Here is an 18,347-nt window from a genome sequence, read left to right as displayed (position 1 = left end):
GCACCGTTGATTCCCAAGCTTATAGCGCGGGTTCGATTCCCGTCATCCGCTCTTGTAAGAAGGCCCAGGTCAACGACCTGGGCCTTCTTCATTGTCTGGGCGCCGCCTTCCCCGCCGCCGGGGAGCGGCCGGTGCACGGCCGCACCGCGCCTAGCTCGCGAGCGTCTTGAACAGGCCGCGGATCTCGTCCGCGTCCGCGATCACCGGCAGGGTGTCGAAGTAGAGCTCCCACTCGCCCTTCGGGCCGATGCGCTCGACGATCCCGAAGGGGATGTCGGTGCCCTTGGGGCCGGTCATCGTGCCGTGCCACTCGACGTAGGTGGTGGTGCGGCCGAAGGCGACCTGGCCCGCCTTGAACTCGACGTCGGCGTTCTCGAACAGCCGCCGTAGATAGGCGGTCTTGCCCTCCTGGGTGGTCAGCGGCCGGTCCAGGCCGGGCCCGGCCAGCTTGGCGTTGCCCGTACGGGCGGCCAGCGCTGCGGCGTCCCCGCTGTTCCAGGCGGCGAGGCGGGCAGGGATTTCCTGGGCGTGGAACCGGTCGGGGGCCGCTCCGCGTCGCGGGCCGGGGCCGGCCGGGTCGGCGATGCCGGCGAAGAGGGGGCGGGGCCGCTGAGACTCGGGCAGGACCTGGACCAGCTCGTAGCGGTCGTAGTAGCGGCGGGCCTGGAGGGTCTTGCCGTCATCGCCGAGGACGTTGCGGGCGATCTGCGGGTAGTTGACCTTGTGGCCCTTGAGGGTGACCGTGTTCTGCTGGCCGAACATCATCACGGCGCCGTCGGCGACCACGTCCGTGCCGCGGTAGCGGAGGTCCGGCACGAGGCGGAGCGAGTTGCCGATCGAGGCGCCGATCACCTCGTGGCCGCGCTGGGGCTTGCCGCCGGCCTCCCAGAGGCTGGCCTCCTCGTCGAAGATGTCCAGGTAGGTCCGCAGGCTGGGGGCCTCGCCGAAGACGATCTGCCGCTTCATGAAGGCGCAGGCGTTCGGGGTGATCCGCCCTTCGAGCCGGTCCACCTTCGCGCGGACCTCGGCGCACTCGCCACCCTCGGCGGTGGCGGTGGCCGGCGCGGCACCGATGGTGAAACCTGCGAGGAGAGTGGCCGCCGCGAACACTCCGGTGCGCGTGTACCGCCGCATGGTCATGTCGTTCCCCGTTCGTGATCGCTCGATCGTTTGATCGCTTCGATGGATCAAGCCTCTTCGAGGGCGCCGGAGAAGACGATTACCTCAGGGGTAACGACGGGCAGTTGACAGTTCGATGTCAGAGGCGTGGTGCAGGGTGAGGGACGGCGGGGCCGTCACGGTCCGTCGGGGCGGACCAGGGACCTCTGGAGAAGGTGGCAATGCCGAAGATCCCCACAGGGCGGCGCGTGGGCCAGGCCGCGGTGAACGCGCTGCGCACGCTGCTTGAGGAGCACGACCACATCGTTCAGGAGATATCCGGGCAGAACGACTTCGGCGAGGATCTCTACGTCACCTTCACCGAGGACGGTGAGGTCACGAGCGACACGATCAAGGTCCAGGTCAAGGGCGGGGAAAGCTGGCGCCGGGCGAACGGCTACGCGGTGCCCGTCGACCGGCACGGCGAGACGTGGGCAGACGGCAACGTCCCCGTGTACTGCGCGGTGTACGACCCCGACACCAAGGGCCTGTACTGGGCGAACGCCACCCAGCAACTCCGCCGCTACGGCCCCTTCCACCCGCTCCGCTTCATCGGCGTGAGCCCCAACGCGGTCCTGGACGACAGCACGATGGACTCCTTCGTCGCCCAGGCCCGCCGCTACGTCGGGCGCTATCGGGGCCGGCAGGCCTTCCTCACCCACCTCGCGGAGATGTCCGGAACGGAATTCGACCCGGCGGACCACGTCTTGCACTTCGTCAACGGCGAGGACGACGACCTCATCTTCTGGAAGCGCCCGGGAGACGCGGTGGCGACGCTGCTGCTCAGCGCGCAGGATTGGGAGCCGGCCTGGGTCACCCTGGAGTCGCTGATGCGCTCCGAGCTTCCGACACCGGAGGAACGGAGCAGCGGTGAGCTCCGAGACCCCGATCTGTGGACCGCGGAGGAGCTCGAGTTGAACCGGTCCGAGGTCATGTGGGTGGCCGCCTGCTTCATGTCCACCCGGCAGGCCGACCAGGGTCCGGAGGACGACCTCGCCCAACCCGTCGAGTGCAACGGGTGCGCCAGTTGCACGGGGGAGGAACCCGAGGAACACGGCAGCATCGAAGCGGACGTCATCCATGCCTATGTGCTCGCGCGCATCCTCGACCGCATCGAAGCCGAACCGGACCTCGTACGGCGCTCGATCCTGGCCCTGCGCGAGGAAACGGATCTGGAACCGAGCATCGTCGCCGAGCTCGGCTCCCTCGAGACCGAGCCGCGTGTCGTCCGGCAGGTGAACAGGCTCAGCCGGGCGACCGTCGAGGCAGTCGAGGACATCGAGCCGGAGGCGTACCGGCTGGCCGTCATCTACCTCATCACGTGCATCTACGTCGGCGGCCCTTCGCTTCCCCTCGAAGAACAGGTCCGCATCGTCTGGCGCATTCCCGAGCCGGCCGCCTCCGTGTCGCACAAGGCTGCTCGGTAGCCCGTAGCCGCTCGGCCCGGCGAGATCCGAAAGAGACGGCCTAGCCGGCGGCCCGTTCGGCGGCGCGGACCTGGGTGGCGAACTCCTTCGCGGTGAGGCGCTGCAGGGTTCCGCCGTGTCGGCGGGCGAGGTCGTCGGCCGGCTGCGGATCCGACTCGCGCAGGTCGACGATGAGCAGCGCCGCCCCGTCCTCGACCCGGCTGCTCAACATGATCATGCCGGCGCCGCCTTCCTGTGCCCAGCCCTCTTCCGCCGCGTTGCCCAGGGCCACCCCGGCGGCCGCGCCGATGAAGACGCCGATGGGGCCGCCCAGCAGGCCGAGGAGGCCGCCGGCCAGGCCCGCACCCGCCGTGGTCACGCCCGCCCCGGCGACGTGGCTCTCCGGAACGTCGAGGAGCCCTTCGGGTGACCGCTCCAGGACGGCGGCCTGCTGCAGCCCCGGAAGACCGACCGCCTCCTCGTACGCCGGCCGGGCGGCCGGGGCGCTCGCGAAGCTGATCAGCAGCATGTGGTGGTGGCTGTCGGCCATGTCGGGTGCCTTCCGCGGCTTCGATGGGGTCGGTCGAGGGTGGAGGTCGGGGGTGGAGGTGCGCCCGTTTGGTTCTTTGCGAGCGTGCGCACCCTCGACCAGTGGACCCTTCTCCGGCCCGTCCTGCCACCGAGGTGCCGGCGCCCGCGCCTACGGCCGCCGCTGGGTCATCCGGTGCCGAGCTGCCGGAATGGTCACCCGTACCTATCCGCCGTACGGGTGACACGCGGCGGGCTCGATGACCGAGACCTCTCAGAAGGCGCCCAGCGCGTCGCGGGAGTTGCTGCGGTACAGGCCGACCTTCGGGTGGGAGACACTGCCCGGCTTGGTCAGCTTGAGGCTGACGCCGTCCGCGTTCGGCATGTGCTCCTTGTCGGCCAGGATGTTGATCTCGTCGGCCACGGGGCCGTTGCCACCCGACGGGTTGAGGTTCACCGCCGCGTAGGCGGTGGCGCCGGGGCGCACCGGGTACGCCGGGGCGCCGCCCAGACCGCCGGGGGCGGTGGCCTGGAGGCCGAGCGCGGCGCCCTTGGCGCTGAAGCCGACGGTGGGGAAGTAGTCCAGACCGCAGGAGGTGGAGCCGTTGTTGGTCACGGTGATGACGCGGACGGTGGCCGGAGCGCCCGCCGGGGAAGTGACCTTGACGGTCAGGTTCCCCGCCGAGCAGGGGTGGGTGTAGGCGTAGGAGTCACCCGTGGTGTCCCCCTTGTTCTTGCCGCCCGAACCGGCCTTCGCCGGGGTGGCGGTGGCCGTGCCGGTTCCGGTGGCCTTGCCGGCGGACGGGGCGGCGGAGGCGCCCTCGCCGGACGGCGTCACGGTCCCGGTCGAGACCTGCTGGTCCGCGCTCTTGGTCGCGGCGGGGTTCGTGGTCGGGCCGCCGGCGCTGTCCGAGCCGCCGCAGGCGGTCAGGGCCAGAGCGAGACCGGCGGTGACGGTGGCCAGGGCGGTGGTGCGGAGGTGGAGTCGGTAGGTACGCATGAGGAACTCTCCGTGTGGGTGCGGTCGTCAGGCGGAGATTTCGTTCTCCGTCTGACGAGACGTTGGGTTTGGCCGGTGATCCGGTCGGCTGCTGCCGGGAGCGGCCGGTGGGGCGGGTGGGGCGGGTGGGGACCCTCCCGTTGCGACCGCCGTATCCGGCCGCCGATCCGACCGGTGGACCGGCGGGTTGATGTCGCAACTGTGGGGGCGGTTTCGTTCCAGTGGCGTCCGGACCGGGATAGTAGGAACCCTGGAACGCTCCCGACCCCTCTCACCTGGGCGATCGGGCGAGCCTGGAACGTGCTTCCGGGATGAGGGGGAGGGTGGAATGGCCACGGAGACGGAGCGGTTCGCGGAGTTGATGCGCGGATTCAAGGAGAGTTCGGGGCGCAGCTACGGCACCCTCGCGAAGCGTCTGCACTCCAGCAACTCGACGCTGCACCGCTATTGCAGCGGCGCGGCGGTGCCCACGGACTACGCCCCGGTGGAGCGGTTCGCCCGGGTCTGCGGTGCCTCGGCCGAGGAACTGGTCGCGCTGCACCGGCAGTGGCTGCTGGCGCTGGTGGAACGGCGGCGAGGGGTGACCGAGGGGCAGGCCCCGGGGGCAGGAGCGGCGGACCCGGCAGCGGTCGTGGTGGCCGGGGAGGCTGCGGAGGCGCGGCCGCAGGCGGAGACCGACCCCGCGCCGGCGCCGGCGGCCGCAGACGGGTCCGCTCCGACGCCCGGACCTGCCGCTGCGGAGGCACCCGCCCCGCTGCCTACCCCTGCCCCCGCGCCGGCATCGGCATCGGCATCTGCGGAGGCGGAGGCACCCGCACCCACCCCCGCCGTCCTCGTCCAGCCGGGCCCCGCCCGGGCCTCCGTACCGAAGGCCCGGCGGTCTCGGCTGCTGCTCGCCGTTGCGGCCGCCGTGGCCACCGCCGCGGTGGCGGGGACCGCCGCCGCCGTCTCAGCCATGGGAGGCACGGGTGATGGGGACGCGCGCCACGGCGCCGTCCAGTCGTCCTCGCGCGAGCGGGCGGCCGGGGGCCCGGCCGTGCCGTCCGGCGGGGCGTCGTCACCGACTCCCGCGGCCACGGGCGATTCCGCGCCCCCGGTCAGCCCCGGAGCGTCGTCCCCTTCGGCACCGTCCGCGTCCGCCTCGGCAACGTCCGCTTCCACCTCGCCGGCCGGCGCCAAGGAAGGGGCCTCCTCCACCGCCCCCTTCACGGTCAACGTCCTGCCGGACAACTGGGACAGCCCCTGCGACCAGTGGTTCGCCCTGGACAAGGCTCCCGGCACGGTCCCCCCGCCCCCCGCCCGGCAGGCGACCGAAGGGTGGGCCCGGGCCCTGCGCGCCGTCCCTGCGGGGCACTTGCGCATGCAGCTGACCGTCCAGGGCACCGAGGGCAAGCCCGCGGTCCTGCACGCGCTGTACGTCCATGTCGTGAGCGGCCGCAAGGCTCCCGGCTGGAACGCCTACACCATGGGCTCCGGCTGCGGCGGCGCGCTGGTGCCGGCGTCCTTCGCCGTGGACCTGGACGACGCCTCCCCGAGGGCCAAGGCCGTACCCGGCAAGGAGGGCGAGCGGTCGACGGGCTCGACCGACTTCCCGTACAAGGTCTCCGACACCGACCCGCAGGTGCTGAACATCGACGCCGCCACCCTCGGTCAGGACGTCAGCTGGTACCTGGAGCTGGCCTGGAGCAGCGGCGACCGCAAGGGCACCACCCGCATCGACGACCACGGCCGCCCGTTCCGCACGGTCGCCCTGAACACCGGCCACGACTACTGGTACAACGCGAACGACAACGCCTGGCTGCCGTACACGGAATGAGAGACCCCTCGTACCCTGCCCGCGGCCTCACGACACTGCGCTCGGGGTGAATCAATATCTGTCCCGGCGGTCTGAGAATTTAACGGGCACCGCGAGGAGAGTTTTTACCGCGGCGCAAGGGTTGAATTTATTCGCCCCCTGCGTTCCACTGCGACGTGCTAGTGTCGATCTCGGTTGCAGTTTTGGTACCCAAAAAACTTAAAGCACCTCCGGTCGGCCTCCGCGCCGCATGGCGGCGCTTCATATTTCCGGTCATTTTCCGGGCGGGGCATCATCGCGGCGACACGGTCTCCGCACAGTGCGGACGCTGGTGTACTGCCCCAAGGAGATATGACATGGCTGCCGGCACCGTGAAGTGGTTCAACGCGGCAAAGGGTTTCGGCTTCATCGAGCAGGAAGACGGCGGCCCTGACGTGTTCGCCCACTTCTCGAACATCGCCGCCCAGGGCTTCCGCGAGCTGCTCGAAGGCCAGAAGGTCACCTTCGACATCGCGCCGGGCCAGAAGGGCCCGACGGCGGAGAACATCGTTCCCGCCTGACGCAGAATCGCGTTTCGCGTTTCGCAGCTGGGGCCCGCATCCCTCGGGGTGCGGGCCCCAGCTGCACATCTCCCGCGGTGCGTCCACCCGCGGGACCCGGCACGGGATGCCGCAGCCCCGTAGCCACACCCGAGTTCTTTTCTCCAGTTTCGCGTCCGTATGACGCGACCGCAACCCTCGTTGCAGCGCCCGTCCCCGTGCATATTTCTCGCGGGCGGATCCGCCTCCGCATTCCATTCGGTCCGTTCTCGCAATTCCCCGCGCCGATCTTCCGCTGTGGGAATTCCTTGATGCGTGCCGTGTCAAGGAAGGTTTCTCATGAACCCCACACGTAGGAACGAACGCTCGTCCAGTACCCGCGGCCGCACCAGTGGCTCCGCTTTCGGCGCGAGCGCCGGTTCGGAGCGGGGCGGCCGATTCGGCGCCCCGGCTCGGAGCCGTTCCGCAGGTCCGAGCCGCTCGGGCTCGGGCGGCTCGGGCGGATCGAACCGCTCGGGCGGCTCGGGCCGACGCCCCGCCGCACTTCAGGGGGAGTTCGCGCCGCCGAAGACGATCACGCCCGCGCTGCCCGCCGTCGAAGCCTTCGCCGATCTCGACATGCCGGCCGAGCTGCTGGCCGCCCTCGGCGCGCAGGGAGTGACCGTGCCCTTCCCGATCCAGGGCGCCACCCTGCCCAACACCCTCGCGGGCCGCGACGTCCTCGGCCGTGGCCGCACCGGCTCCGGCAAGACCCTCGCCTTCGGCCTCGCCCTGCTGGCCCGCACCGCCGGACAGCGCGCCGAACCCCACCAGCCGCTCGCGCTGATCCTCGTACCGACCCGCGAACTCGCCCAGCAGGTGACGGACGCGCTCACCCCGTACGCACGTGCCGTGAAGCTCCGCCTGGCCACCGTCGTCGGCGGCATGCCCATCGGCCGCCAGGCCCACGCGCTACGGGGCGGCGCCGACGTCGTGGTGGCGACGCCGGGTCGCCTGAAGGACCTCATCGACCGCGGCGACTGCCGGCTGAACCAGGTCGGGATCACCGTCCTGGACGAGGCCGACCAGATGGCCGACATGGGGTTCATGCCCCAGGTCACCGCGCTCCTCGACCAGGTGCGCCCCGAGGGCCAGCGAATGCTGTTCTCCGCCACCCTGGACCGCAACGTCGACCTGCTGGTCCGCCGCTACCTGACCGACCCCGTCGTGCACTCCGTCGACCCCTCGCAGGGCGCGGTGACGACCATGGAGCACCACGTCCTGCACGTCCACGGCGCCGACAAGCAGCGGACGACGACGGAGATCGCCGCCCGCGACGGCCGCGTGATCATGTTCCTGGACACCAAGCACGCCGTGGACCGCCTCACCCAGGACCTCCTCGACAGCGGGGTCCGCGCCGCGGCCCTGCACGGCGGAAAGTCCCAGCCCCAGCGCACCCGGACCCTGGCCCAGTTCAAGACCGGACACGTCACCGTCCTGGTCGCCACGAACGTCGCCGCCCGCGGCATCCACGTGGACAACCTCGACCTCGTCGTCAACGTGGACCCGCCGACCGACCCCAAGGACTACCTCCACCGCGGCGGCCGCACCGCCCGCGCCGGCGAGTCCGGCAGCGTCGTCACCCTGGTCACCCCCAACCAGCGCCGCGACATGACCCGCCTCATGCAAGCCGCCGGAATCAGCCCCCAGACCACCCAGGTCCGCTCCGGCGACGAAGCCCTCAACCGGATCACCGGCGCCCAGGCACCCTCCGGCATCCCCGTCACCATCACCGCACCGGTCGTCGAACGTGCCAAGCGCGGTACGGCCTCCCGCGGCAAGCGCCGGCCCGTTTCGGCCGCACGCCGCGCAAGTGCGCGTCAGTCCACCTTCGATGCGGCGGCCTGACCACCACGTGATCAGAAGACTGACCCATCTCTGCAGGCGGCACGTCGTGACGCTGGTCCGGATGGAGTTCCGCTCCCTCACAGCCGACCCGGCGACCCCCGCGGTTCATCTCCTCGCCCTCGCCCGCTGATCGGCCTCATCACCGCAGAACCGCCCCCCTCCCCTTCTTCCTGTGAGGCAACATGCGCTGTGTCATCGCCCGCTTCCCGTTCGAGCTGACCAAGAGCGGCGTCCTGGAATCGATGAAGGACGTCAAGCCCGAGGAGGTCGTCGGCGACTCCGTGATCATCGGCCGCCGCGTCTACCCCGTGAAGCAGGTCGGTCAGGTCCTCACCCGCCAGGACAGGCGCGATTTCAGCATCGGTGAAGTCCTGCGGGCCATGACCCAGCTCGGCTTCACCTGCCGCGGGATCCCCCGGGCCGCCGCGCCCGCGCGCCCCCTCAGCCCGGTCCAGCACGCGTCCGCGATGCTCGGCGCCCCCGCGGCGGTCTGAGCGACCCGACCGGTACGAGCCGGCGCCCGGACGGCGAAGAGGGCCCGACCGGCACGTGCCGGTCGGGCCCTCCCGCGTACGGGCCCTCCCGCGTACGGGGCTTCTTGCCCGGCGCCCGGCCAGTGGGCGCAGATCGCCGATTACCTGATCCTCGAACGCCTGAAAATCTATCGTCGCTGGAGTAGACCCATCATGCAGCAGCTCAAGCTCGGAATCATGTCGCAGACCCGCAAAGAGAACGAACACCGTCTGCCGATCCACCCGGCGCACTTCGAACGCATCGATGCCGACCTCCAGCCCCACATCTACCTGCAGACCGGTTACGGCGATCACTTCGGCGTCTCGGACGCTCAACTCGCCCCGTGGGTCGCCGGTTTCCGCTCGCGCGAGGAACTGATCGCGGAGTGCGACGTCATCCTGCTGGCCAAACCGCTGCACGAAGACCTGGAGGACCTGCGGGACGGGCAGGTGCTGTGGGGGTGGCCGCACTGCGTGCAGGACGAGAAGGTCACCCAGGCCGCCATCGACCGCAAGCTCACGGTGATCGCCTTCGAGGCGATGAACCACTGGACCCGGGACGGGGGATTCAGCCTCCACGTCTTCCACAAGAACAACGAGCTGGCCGGGTACTCGTCGGTGCTGCACGCCATGCAACTGACCGGGGCGACCGGTGACTACGGGCGCCGGCGGCGTGCGGTGGTCATCGGCTTCGGCGCCACGGCCCGCGGCGCGGTGACCGCGCTCAGCGCGCTGGGCGTTCACGATGTGGATGTGCTGACCGCCCGCGGCATCGCCGCCGTCAGCTCGCCGATCCACTCGGCACGGATCGTGCACTTCGATCACGACGAGGCCGACGACACCCTCGACCCGCGGCGCAGCATCGTGGTCACCGAGGACGGTCCGGAGCCGCTGGCCGACTTCCTCGCCGGGCACGACATCATCGTGAACTGCGTGCTCCAGGACACCGCGGCGCCGTTGATGTTCCTGATCGAGGAGGACCTCCCGAAGCTCGCGCCCGGCACCCTCGTCATCGACGTCTCCTGCGACGAGGGCATGGGTTTCGCCTGGGCCCGGGCCACCACCTTCGACGCGCCGATGTTCACCGTCGGCGACCAGGTCCACTACTACGCCGTGGACCACAGCCCCTCCTACCTGTGGGACGCCGCCACCTGGGAGAACAGCGAGGCGCTGATTCCCTTCCTGCGGTCGGTCCTCGAGGGGCCGGCCGGCTGGGACGGCGACCACACCATTCGCCGGGCGATCGAGATCCGCGGCGGCACCGTCCAGAATCCGGCGGTCCTGGCCTTCCAGCAGCGCGCCGCGCAGTACCCGCACGCCCTGATCTGAACCGGTGCCACCCGATCGGCGGCGTATCCACGCAGGGTCACCGCGGAGCGGGGGCGACCGATTACCTCTTCGCCGGCCGAACGAAAATCTATCGCGGCTGGAGTAGACATTGGGCCGTGGCGTGGTTATGGTTTTTCTCGTAGCCCAGAGAGACAGCAAGGCCCGGCAGAAACGAACTGCCGGGCAGTGGTACCCGCAGTACGAGCTATCGCAGTGCAGCAGTGCGGTGCGGTTGTGGAGTGTCGAAGCCAGAGCGGTTGCAGGACGGCGACGGGACTGACGACCGGACCGGGCGGCCCGCAGTGATCAGGGGCCGCCGCGAGAAGTACCGCGATCCATGCGGTGGCAGTACCCGTAGGTGCAGTACCCGTAAGTGCAGTGCGCAGTACCCAGCAGTGCAGTCAATGAGAGCAGCACCTCGGTGAAGGCGTCGGCTGCGGACGCGCGCACCGGGAAGTTCGGCAGTGGGGTTCCAAGCCAGAGCAGACGCACGATGGGCGACGGGGCTGGCTGCCGAAGAGGAGTGGCGCTCCCGCAGGCCACCCGGCATCACCGGCAGTACGCATCACCAGCAGTGCATGAATGAGCAGTTGATCACCGAGGGAAGAACGGAGGAGCCGAGCACCATCAGGATCGCCCGGGCGGCAGCCTGAGCCCGGGTACCGCAGGACATCGATAGCGAGGTGGTCTCCGGTCAAGCAATCGCGATCCCCGCACCCCCGGCATCATCTCGGCCGGGTCGGCGGAATCACAGGGTCGGCGCAGTATCAGGGCCGACAGATGGTGTAGTAGTTCCTTCGGGGCCCTGGTGCCATAGGCGCCAGGGCCCCTCCACGCGTTCCACGAGAGAGGTTCAATGACAGCAGACGACTCGTTCGGCCGTCTCGACGACGACGACTACCCCGCCTACACCATGGGCCGGGCCGCGGACATGCTCGGCACCACGCAGGGATTCCTCCGGGCGCTCGGCGAAGCCCGTCTCATCACTCCGCTCCGCTCCGCCGGCGGACACCGGCGCTACTCCCGGTACCAGCTGCGCATCGCTGCCCGAGCCCGCGAACTCGTCGACCAGGGAACCCCCATCGAGTCGGCCTGCCGCATCGTCATCCTCGAGGACCAGCTCGAAGAAGCCCAGCGCATCAACGCGGAGTACCGCCGCGCCGCGGAAGCGTCCACACCGTCGGACTCGGCCTGAGGCGAACGCGCCCGTCCAGGACGGTGGTCCCGCGACCGGAACACCCCGAGGCTTGCGGAGCGGGATGGCGTTCATCCTAAGATCGCACTCTGCCGATACGGGGGGACACCATGGCCGGGGATTCTGCGGGCGGCGCGGACGGGCAAGTGGGTACGCGGTTGAACGGCATCCCGCCGGAGCCTTCGGGGCCGGGCGGCGGGAAACCGGACTTCGCGTCGACTCCGGCGGAGAAGAAGGCGGCGGCCGGCACCATCGAGAACGAGCTGGAGCCGGACACGAAGAAGGCCGCGGAGCACGCGGACGACTCCACCGGCTCCGCGCACAAGGGCTTCGCCGGCTGGGAGACCGCCGCGGGCCTGAAGACGGTCGCGGACACGTGGGACCAGCAGGTGAGAGCCCTGATGGGCCGGCTGGCAGCCGAGAAGAACGCGCTGCGCGGCGCCTCGGGGCTCTTCGTGCGCAATGACACCGGCGTGGGCGACCAGCTGCTGTCCCAGTCCAAACTGAACACCCTGTAGGGGCTTCGGTGCCGACCTACCACGAAGTCATGACCACGGACCTGGGCCTGCTGACGACGGCCGCCTCCCAGTGGGAGGCCATGGCAGCCGAGTTGCACAAGGTCGAGATCCGCTACGGCGACACCGTCCAGAAGATCACCGTGGGCCCGGACTGGACCGGCGTGAGCGCCGGGGCCGCGCAGACCAAGTTCGCGGCCACCCGCTACGAGTACGCCGCGGCCCAGAGCCAGGCCAAGGCGATCGCGAGCCTGCTGCGGGACGCCCACGACCTGTTCACCGATCTGAAGCAGAAGCTCGAGAGCGCCCGCGACGACGCGATAGCCGCCGGCATGACCGTGTCCGAGCAGGGGCGCATCGGCTTCGACTACGCCAGGCTCACGCCCGCCGAGCGCAGCGCGTACCACCACGATCCCGACGGCCAGACACTCATCCGCGAAGCCGTGGCCACCTGGCAGCAGCACATCGATGACCGCGTGAAGGCCGTCTCCGGGGCCGACCAGACCGTCAAGACCGCTTTGAGCGCCGCCGTCGTGGACAGCAACAAGGACGCCTTCGGCAAGGGGAACGACGCCACCTTCAACGGGTTCAACGCCCACCCCGAGGGTGACCTCGGGAAGGCCGGGGCACCCGGGGCGGACGAGGTCCCGACGAAGACCGACGGATGGTCGTCCGAGGGCTCGGCCTCGGCGAAGGGGCCCGGGGCCGAGTTCAAGGTCACCGGCCCCAAGTACGGCAAGGAGGGCTCGGTCAAGGCCGCCGCCGACCTCTTCCACCTCAACGCCCAAGGGTCGACGACCAACGGGGACTGGAAGCTCTCCGGGGTCGCCGACGCCTACGGAGGCGCCCGGGCCAGCGCGAACTTCGGTTTCACCGACGCGGGCCTGAACGCCAAGGCCGAGGCGTCCGCGGGGCTCCGCGGGCTCGCCGAGGGCCGGGCCGAGTACGGTCCGTACGCCGGCGTCTACGGGCGGGCCGAGGGCTTCGCCGGCGCGGAGGCGAGCGCCGGCATCAAGGCGGGCAAGGACGGCGTCGTCGGCAGCGCGAAGGCGTTCGCCGGGGCGAAGGCCTCCGTCGCCGGAGGCGCCGAGGTCGCCGGCATCGGTTTCGGTGCCACGGCCGAGGGGTGGGCCGGTCCCGGTGCGGAGGCCAAATGGGGCTGGGAGAAGAACGACGAGGGCGTGTACAAGATCGGCGGCAAGGTGGGGCTCTCCCCCGCCCTGGGCGGATCCGTGGGCATGGAGTTCACGGTCGACCCGGACAAGGTGGCCGAGAGCGTCGGCGACGCGGCCGACGCGGTGGGTGACGCGGTCGGGGACGGGGTAGACGCGCTCGGCAATGCCGCGGGCTCGGTCAAGGACACCGTCGGCGGCTGGTTCTGATGTACTTCCCCGCGTAAGGAGGGCCCACCATGCCCATGGCACTGCCGGTACCGATCGAGTTCCGCCTACCGGAAGGCTGGCTCCCGGCCGCGCCCCCGGAGGGCGTCGACGTCCCCGGGGTGGCCTTCGCCGCGGTGCGTCCCGACACGGACGGCGGATTCACCGCCAACATCACCGTCTCCGGTGAGGTCCCGAAGGATTCGGCGACCCTGGCCGAACTCGCCGACGAGTCGGCGCAGCGCCTGCGCGAGTCCGTCGACCCGGTCGTGGTGGCCGGGCGCCGCGAGGTCGGGAACGCGGAGGCGCCCGCCCTGACCCAGCGGCTGATCTTCTCGGCCGTCGTCGGCGACGTGCGGCACGACCTCGTCCAGTCACAGGTGTTCCTGACCTTCGCGGACGTCCGGGACCCGCGCAGGCGGGCGGTGATCCGGCTGGCCCTGACCGCCACGGCGGCCCAGCACGACGAGGTCTTGGGGGACTTCCAGGAGTTCGTGCGCACGGTTCGCCCGGACACCGTGGCGGGGGCCTAGCGATGGGCCTCCTGGACCAGTACTTCGGCACCCGGCGTCCCGACGAGGGTGTCGCACCGCGTACGCCCCTCGAGGTCCGGTCGGCGCTCCTGGCGCTCAACGGGCCGGGCGTCCCCTTCGCCGTGCGCAACGGAACCCCGAAGGAGGGCGACCTGGTGGCCGAGTGCCGGCTCCCTCACCTGCGCGTGCGGCTCTGGACCCGGATGCGGCTGGACGCGGCGAAGCACGAGGTACGGGCCGTGGACGAGCAGTGGGAGGTCTCGCTGAGCGAGCACGTCCTCGGGCAGCGCTCCCGCGGGCCGGCGAACGCGGTGTACCGGGTGTGGGGGAAGGAGACGGGGCCCGACGGGCGCGAGCACAGGGTCGAGACCTTCCGCTTCGAGACCCGGGAGATGAAGGACCCCCTGCGCCAGGCGGTCCTCGACGCGGGCTGGACCTGGCGCGGAGTGCTGTTCCGGCTCTGACCGGCTCTGACGGTCTCCGGCTGTCCCCGGGGTGGTCAGTGGGTCGCGGTCGCGGGGTGTGGGGTGTCCGGGGCCGGGGCCGGAGGTGGCGGGGGCGCCAGTTTGAGCAGGGGGGCGGTCATCAGGGTGGTGATCAGGGCGATGGCCGTGAGGACCGCGAGGAGCGGGGCGTCGATGATGCCCGCCTCGTAGCCGATGCGCAGGACGACCAGTTCGGTCAGTCCGCGGGTGTTCAGCAGCACGCCCAGAGTGAACGACTCCCGCCAGGGCAGGCCCGCGTAGCGCGCGGCCAGACCCGCGCCGCCGATCTTTCCGAGGACGGCCACCGACAGCAGGGCCGGCAGCGCCGGCCCCCCGCCCGAGGACAGGTCCAGGGCCGACAGGTCCACTCCGAGCCCGAAGCCCAGGAAGAAGAAGGGCAGCAGTACGGTCTTGGACGTGGTGGCCAGCGGCTCGGCGGCGGCGACGGCGAACGGGTTCCCGGCCGGCCACACCAGGCCCACCAGGAACGCGCCGATGAGCTGGTGCACGCCGAGGGCGGCGGTCAGCGCCGCGGAGGCGGCGATCGCGATGACGAGCACGACCCGGAGGGTGGCGAGGTCGGTGGTCCCGCCCTTGCGCGCGAACCACCGGGCCGCCACCCTGCGCACCGGCCCCAGGTAGACGGCGACGACGACCACCACGATCAGCGCGCGTACGGCCGCGTCCCGGTGGTCCGAGCCCTGGGACAGCGCGAGGATCGCCGAGAGCGCCAGCCAGCTGCCCCCGTCACCGACGGCGGCGGCGAACAGGCTCAGCCGGCCGGGGCGGGTGCGGGAGAGGCCCAGGTCCTCCAGCATGCGGGCCAGCACCGGGAACGCCGTGATGCTGATCGCGCATCCGATGAACAGGACGAAGACGGACTCCGGCATGCCCTCGGGCGTGTAGCGGTCCGCGAGCGGCAGGGCGGCCAGCGCGCCTCCGGCGAACGGAATGATCAGGGATGCCTGGCTGACCAGGAGCCCCTCCCGGGCGGTGCCCCGCACCCGCATCGAGCAGAGCTCCTGCCCGGTGAAGAACATGAACACCGCCAGGCCGATCTGCGCGAGCCCGGAGAACATGGGCAGCACGGCCTCCGGGAACAGCCACGCCGCCGCCTCGGGGGCGAGCGCGCCCAGGAGCGAGGGGCCGAGGGCGATGCCCGCGACCACCTCGCCCATCACGCGCGGCTGGCCCACCCGGACGGCGAGGCCGCCGGCGGCCCGGGACACGGCGAGGACGACGGCCGCACCGAGGAAGAAGTGGCCGACGGAGTCGAGGGGAAACATGCGGTGTCCGCTGCCGTCAGTGCCGGGGGCGGCGGCTGAGGGCGATGCCGGCGAACAGGAAGACCACGCCGAGGCCGCCGGCGATGACGGCCGCGGTGGTCTGGGCGGGCTGGTCGCTCGCGTGCAGGACGGCTGTCACGACGCCCATCACGGCGCTGATGTAGCAGAAGATCGTCAGGAAGATCTTGAGGCTCGGATTCATGGGGGGTCCAATCGGATCGGGGCGGCCGTGCGGGCCGGGTCAGTGGGGGGCGGTGCCCGTGGCGGTGAAGCCGAGCAGCATCACGTACGCGTCCGGGTCGGTGCGGAAGCGGTTCCAGCGGTCGGCGGCCAGCGCGAACTCGCCCAGGCTCACCACCCCGGCAGCCACGAGCGGCTGGAGGCGGCCGGGTCCCAGGTGCGGGGCGAAGGCCTCGACGGGGTGGTCGTCGTTGGTGGTGGCGAACGGGCGCAGGGCCACGTCCTCGTAGCCCGCGCCGCGCAGCAGCCTGGTCAGGCGGCGTCCGACGGTCCGGTCTCCGCCCGCCGATGTCTGGGCCCGGGCCAGCTTGCCGTGGATCCCGGCCAGTTCGGGGTACGCGGGCTCGGCCAGGCCCCAGCAGGAGGCGTCGACCTCGGTCACGGCGATCCGCCCGCCGGGCCGCAGCACGCGCAGCGCCTCGGCGAGTACGGCCTGCGGGTCGGCCAGGTGCTGGAGTACGTAGCGCAGCAGCACGAAGCCGGCCGAGTCGTCGGGCAGCGGCAGGGCCGCGCCGTCGGCGACGAGGAGTTCGGCCCCGCAGCCGGCGGCGTGGGCCAGCAGGTCGCCGTCGATGTCGACGGCGGTGTGGGCGAGGTCGGGCAGGGCGGCGCGCAGCCTGCGGGTGACCGCCCCGGAACCGGCGCCGATCTCGAGGAACGGGCCGGCGTGCGCGTCCAGCCCCGCCTCGCGCAGGATCCGCAGCTCGGCGCCGAACGACAGCTCGGCCTGGGCCTCCAGCCGGGCCAGTTCGCCGCTGAGCCCACCGGCCGTGGTGGCGGCGGGATCGTAGGAGCCGCCGACCGGGCGGGCGCCGCCCGTCAGGGGGGCGGTGGTCATCGGGGACTCGGCGATCGAGGACGTGGTGATCGAGGACGTGGTGATCGGGGACGTGGTCATCGGGCCCTCGCAGTCATCCGCATGCCGTGCTTGGGGCGCAGGGTCACCAGGGCCTCCGGCTCCACCGGGAAGCCCGGCTCCAGTTCGAGACGGGTCGCGCGCATCAGGACGGCCAGGACCAGCGTGGCCTCGATCAGGGCCAGGTGCTGTCCGATGCAGACGCGCTCGCCCCCGCCGAAGGGCAGGTAGAGGTGGCTGGGCAGGTCGGCGTCCTCGAAGCGGCCGGGTACGTACGCATCGGGCCGGTCCCAGTGATCGGGGTGCCGGTGCAGCACCCACTGGCTGACGCACACCAGCGTCCCGGCGGGGATCTCGTAACCGCCCACGGTGTCGGGGCCCTTGGCGCGCCGGGAGATCAGCCACACCGGCGGGTAGAGGCGCATGGCCTCCTCGATCGCGCGCCGGCAGTGCACCAGGTCGGGCAGGTCGGCCGCGGTGGGGGTGCGGTCCCCGAGGACGGAGTCGAGCTCCGCCCGGACCTTGTCGGCTTCCTCCGGGTGCTGGTCGAGCAGGTACAGGGTCCACGTCAGGGCCTTGGCCGTGGTCTCGTGGCCCGCCATGACCAGGGTGAGCACCTGGTCGCGCAGTTCCTCGTCGTCCAGCTCGCCGATCATCGCGTCGAGCAGGGACGCGGACCCGTGCGCGGGGGGCTGTGCGCCGGCGACCGCCCGGCGGGAGGCGATGACGGTGCGGGTGATCAACTGGAGGAACATGCGCGCCTGTACGTATCCCTTGCGGCGCAGCGCCGTGTCCGCCGGGTCCGGGTCGGGGGTCGGTACGTAGTGCCCCATGAACCGGTTGGCCGCGTCGACTGCGCGCCCGAAGCCCTCGCCGGCCGCGCCCATGTCCACGCCGAGCACGGCCCGGGTGAGGATCGCCAGGGTCAGCGAGGTCAGGTGGTGTTCGACGGGGAGGGCGCTGCCGTCCCGCACGGCCGGCTGCCAGCGCGCCAGGAGGGCTTCGGTCTCCTCGGTGATGATGCGGTCGAAGGTGGCGACCTCGGTGCGCCGGAAGGCGGGGGCGCACTGCTTGCGCTGACGGGCCCAATCGGCTCCGTTGCTGGTCAGCAGCCCGTTTCCGAGGAGGGGCCGCAGCATCGCGTCGTCGGGGGTGCCGGCCTTCGTGTAGTTGGCGGTGTTGTCCTTCAGTACGTGCCGGGCCAGCTCGGGCCGGTGCAGCATGACCACCCGCTCACCGTCGCCGACGTGGCTGGTGATGTCGCCGTAGCGCCGGTTCATTCCGGTCACGAAGGCCAGCGGGTCGGCACGCATGAGTGCCATGTCCACAGGGGTGTCCGGCCCCGGTGGGACGGTGCCCGCCGGTGCGGTGGTGGCTGTCACGTGAACCTCCGTGGATGACTTGATCCGATGTACGTACGCCCTCTACGCAATCCGGTCCCGCGCTACGTACCGGCTGTCGGCAATTCCGTAATCACCGCAGGAAATACCCCGGTTGTGCTTCCGGCAGGCTCCGTACGGCGATCTGCGTGAGAGCATGCCTACGCACGCAGGGCAGCCGGGCCTGCGGGCGCGGGTGGTTGGGCCACAGTAACTCCCGGAAAGAACAGGCTCAATGCTTATTGAAGCGGCCGGATACTCATCGTCCGGCAGCCTTCGGATTACGTTTCATTGCGTCTTGGCGGGTGGTTCCCGCCGTGTGAAT

Annotated in this window: 18 protein-coding genes; 11 read left to right on the top strand and 7 right to left on the bottom strand. The window is 71.1% G+C overall.

Annotation, left to right across the window (positions count from 1 at the left end; translation table 11 throughout):
- Positions 1-150 precede the first annotated feature (150 nt).
- The gene (locus tag ACFYYB_RS41700; protein WP_389443885.1) at positions 151-1,140 is read right to left on the bottom strand and encodes a hypothetical protein; all 990 of its coding nucleotides are present in this window, start codon (positions 1,138-1,140) and stop codon (positions 151-153) included.
- Between the two features lie 200 nt (positions 1,141-1,340).
- Between ACFYYB_RS41700 and ACFYYB_RS41695 the strand changes: the two genes are divergently transcribed.
- A complete protein-coding gene (locus ACFYYB_RS41695; RefSeq protein WP_389443883.1) occupies positions 1,341-2,585 on the top strand; it encodes a DUF4365 domain-containing protein in 1,245 nt (414 codons plus the stop codon).
- Between the two features lie 40 nt (positions 2,586-2,625).
- Here the strand turns inward: ACFYYB_RS41695 and ACFYYB_RS41690 are convergent, their stop codons facing one another.
- Positions 2,626-3,114, bottom strand: coding sequence for a histidine kinase (locus ACFYYB_RS41690; protein WP_389443881.1), 489 nt, complete (start codon positions 3,112-3,114; stop codon positions 2,626-2,628).
- A gap of 252 nt (positions 3,115-3,366) precedes the next feature.
- On the bottom strand, positions 3,367-4,092 hold the full coding sequence (locus tag ACFYYB_RS41685) for a DUF4232 domain-containing protein (protein WP_389443879.1): 726 nt from the start codon (positions 4,090-4,092) through the stop codon (positions 3,367-3,369).
- Between the two features lie 328 nt (positions 4,093-4,420).
- On the opposite strand from ACFYYB_RS41685, the gene ACFYYB_RS41680 reads away from it, so the two are divergent.
- The 10 genes from ACFYYB_RS41680 to ACFYYB_RS41635 all read left to right on the top strand — a co-directional run bounded on the left by ACFYYB_RS41680 (position 4,421) and on the right by ACFYYB_RS41635 (position 14,240).
- Positions 4,421-5,908, top strand: a complete 1,488-nt coding sequence (locus ACFYYB_RS41680) for a helix-turn-helix domain-containing protein (protein ID WP_389443877.1) — start codon at positions 4,421-4,423, stop codon at positions 5,906-5,908.
- 335 nt (positions 5,909-6,243) lie between these two features.
- Entirely contained in the window at positions 6,244-6,447 is a 204-nt protein-coding gene (locus ACFYYB_RS41675; RefSeq protein ID WP_267034052.1) for a cold-shock protein, read from the top strand.
- 318 nt (positions 6,448-6,765) lie between these two features.
- A complete protein-coding gene (locus ACFYYB_RS41670; protein WP_389443874.1) occupies positions 6,766-8,313 on the top strand; it encodes a DEAD/DEAH box helicase in 1,548 nt (515 codons plus the stop codon).
- 182 nt (positions 8,314-8,495) lie between these two features.
- Positions 8,496-8,807: an SCO5918 family protein gene (locus tag ACFYYB_RS41665; protein WP_389443872.1), complete on the top strand. Its 312-nt coding sequence runs from the start codon at positions 8,496-8,498 to the stop codon at positions 8,805-8,807.
- Between the two features lie 192 nt (positions 8,808-8,999).
- A complete protein-coding gene (locus ACFYYB_RS41660; RefSeq protein ID WP_389443870.1) occupies positions 9,000-10,154 on the top strand; it encodes a N(5)-(carboxyethyl)ornithine synthase in 1,155 nt (384 codons plus the stop codon).
- Positions 10,155-11,010: 856 nt separating this feature from the next.
- A complete protein-coding gene (locus tag ACFYYB_RS41655) occupies positions 11,011-11,349 on the top strand; it encodes a MerR family transcriptional regulator (RefSeq protein WP_385367191.1) in 339 nt (112 codons plus the stop codon).
- A gap of 146 nt (positions 11,350-11,495) precedes the next feature.
- Positions 11,496-11,867 carry a hypothetical protein gene (locus ACFYYB_RS41650; protein ID WP_389443868.1) on the top strand — a complete coding sequence of 124 codons (372 nt, stop codon included), beginning with the start codon at positions 11,496-11,498 and terminating at the stop codon, positions 11,865-11,867.
- Positions 11,868-11,896: 29 nt separating this feature from the next.
- Entirely contained in the window at positions 11,897-13,246 is a 1,350-nt protein-coding gene (locus ACFYYB_RS41645; RefSeq protein WP_389443866.1) for a hypothetical protein, read from the top strand.
- 29 nt (positions 13,247-13,275) lie between these two features.
- Complete coding sequence (locus ACFYYB_RS41640) at positions 13,276-13,776, top strand: hypothetical protein (RefSeq protein ID WP_389443864.1); 501 nt, start codon at positions 13,276-13,278, stop codon at positions 13,774-13,776.
- A 2-nt stretch (positions 13,777-13,778) separates the two neighbouring features.
- On the top strand, positions 13,779-14,240 hold the full coding sequence (locus ACFYYB_RS41635) for a hypothetical protein (RefSeq protein ID WP_389443862.1): 462 nt from the start codon (positions 13,779-13,781) through the stop codon (positions 14,238-14,240).
- 35 nt (positions 14,241-14,275) lie between these two features.
- Here the strand turns inward: ACFYYB_RS41635 and ACFYYB_RS41630 are convergent, their stop codons facing one another.
- The 4 genes from ACFYYB_RS41630 to ACFYYB_RS41615 are packed head-to-tail and all read right to left on the bottom strand — an operon-like array spanning position 14,276 to position 18,025.
- Positions 14,276-15,547 carry a cation:proton antiporter gene (locus ACFYYB_RS41630; protein WP_389443860.1) on the bottom strand — a complete coding sequence of 424 codons (1,272 nt, stop codon included), beginning with the start codon at positions 15,545-15,547 and terminating at the stop codon, positions 14,276-14,278.
- Positions 15,548-15,563: 16 nt separating this feature from the next.
- Positions 15,564-15,749, bottom strand: a complete 186-nt coding sequence (locus tag ACFYYB_RS41625; protein WP_327305495.1) for a hypothetical protein — start codon at positions 15,747-15,749, stop codon at positions 15,564-15,566.
- 39 nt (positions 15,750-15,788) lie between these two features.
- The gene (locus tag ACFYYB_RS41620; RefSeq protein WP_389443857.1) at positions 15,789-16,685 is read right to left on the bottom strand and encodes a class I SAM-dependent methyltransferase; all 897 of its coding nucleotides are present in this window, start codon (positions 16,683-16,685) and stop codon (positions 15,789-15,791) included.
- On the bottom strand, positions 16,682-18,025 hold the full coding sequence (locus ACFYYB_RS41615; protein ID WP_389443856.1) for a cytochrome P450: 1,344 nt from the start codon (positions 18,023-18,025) through the stop codon (positions 16,682-16,684). The genes ACFYYB_RS41620 and ACFYYB_RS41615 overlap by 4 nt, the downstream gene beginning before the upstream one ends.
- Positions 18,026-18,347 lie beyond the last annotated feature (322 nt).

Source organism: Streptomyces sp. NPDC002886, assembly GCF_042888445.1.
GTDB lineage: Bacteria > Actinomycetota > Actinomycetes > Streptomycetales > Streptomycetaceae > Streptomyces.
Note: the sequence above shows the minus strand (reverse complement) of the source record. Positions and strands in the feature narration are given on the sequence as shown.

Bases quoted from the DNA above. Each gene is read 5' to 3' on its own strand.
- ACFYYB_RS41680 (WP_389443877.1), top strand. From the start codon at position 4,421: ATGGCCACGGAGACGGAGCGGTTCGCGGAGTTGATGCGCGGATTCAAG.
- ACFYYB_RS41660 (WP_389443870.1), top strand. From the start codon at position 9,000: ATGCAGCAGCTCAAGCTCGGAATCATGTCGCAGACCCGCAAAGAGAAC.
- ACFYYB_RS41655 (WP_385367191.1), top strand. From the start codon at position 11,011: ATGACAGCAGACGACTCGTTCGGCCGTCTCGACGACGACGACTACCCC.
- ACFYYB_RS41670 (WP_389443874.1), top strand. From the start codon at position 6,766: ATGAACCCCACACGTAGGAACGAACGCTCGTCCAGTACCCGCGGCCGC.
- ACFYYB_RS41620 (WP_389443857.1), bottom strand. From the start codon at position 16,685: ATGACCACGTCCCCGATCACCACGTCCTCGATCACCACGTCCTCGATC.
- ACFYYB_RS41645 (WP_389443866.1), top strand. From the start codon at position 11,897: ATGACCACGGACCTGGGCCTGCTGACGACGGCCGCCTCCCAGTGGGAG.
- ACFYYB_RS41690 (WP_389443881.1), bottom strand. From the start codon at position 3,114: ATGGCCGACAGCCACCACCACATGCTGCTGATCAGCTTCGCGAGCGCC.
- ACFYYB_RS41665 (WP_389443872.1), top strand. From the start codon at position 8,496: ATGCGCTGTGTCATCGCCCGCTTCCCGTTCGAGCTGACCAAGAGCGGC.
- ACFYYB_RS41700 (WP_389443885.1), bottom strand. From the start codon at position 1,140: ATGACCATGCGGCGGTACACGCGCACCGGAGTGTTCGCGGCGGCCACT.
- ACFYYB_RS41635 (WP_389443862.1), top strand. From the start codon at position 13,779: ATGGGCCTCCTGGACCAGTACTTCGGCACCCGGCGTCCCGACGAGGGT.
- ACFYYB_RS41640 (WP_389443864.1), top strand. From the start codon at position 13,276: ATGCCCATGGCACTGCCGGTACCGATCGAGTTCCGCCTACCGGAAGGC.
- ACFYYB_RS41675 (WP_267034052.1), top strand. From the start codon at position 6,244: ATGGCTGCCGGCACCGTGAAGTGGTTCAACGCGGCAAAGGGTTTCGGC.
- ACFYYB_RS41695 (WP_389443883.1), top strand. From the start codon at position 1,341: ATGCCGAAGATCCCCACAGGGCGGCGCGTGGGCCAGGCCGCGGTGAAC.
- ACFYYB_RS41685 (WP_389443879.1), bottom strand. From the start codon at position 4,092: ATGCGTACCTACCGACTCCACCTCCGCACCACCGCCCTGGCCACCGTC.
- ACFYYB_RS41630 (WP_389443860.1), bottom strand. From the start codon at position 15,547: ATGTTTCCCCTCGACTCCGTCGGCCACTTCTTCCTCGGTGCGGCCGTC.
- ACFYYB_RS41625 (WP_327305495.1), bottom strand. From the start codon at position 15,749: ATGAATCCGAGCCTCAAGATCTTCCTGACGATCTTCTGCTACATCAGC.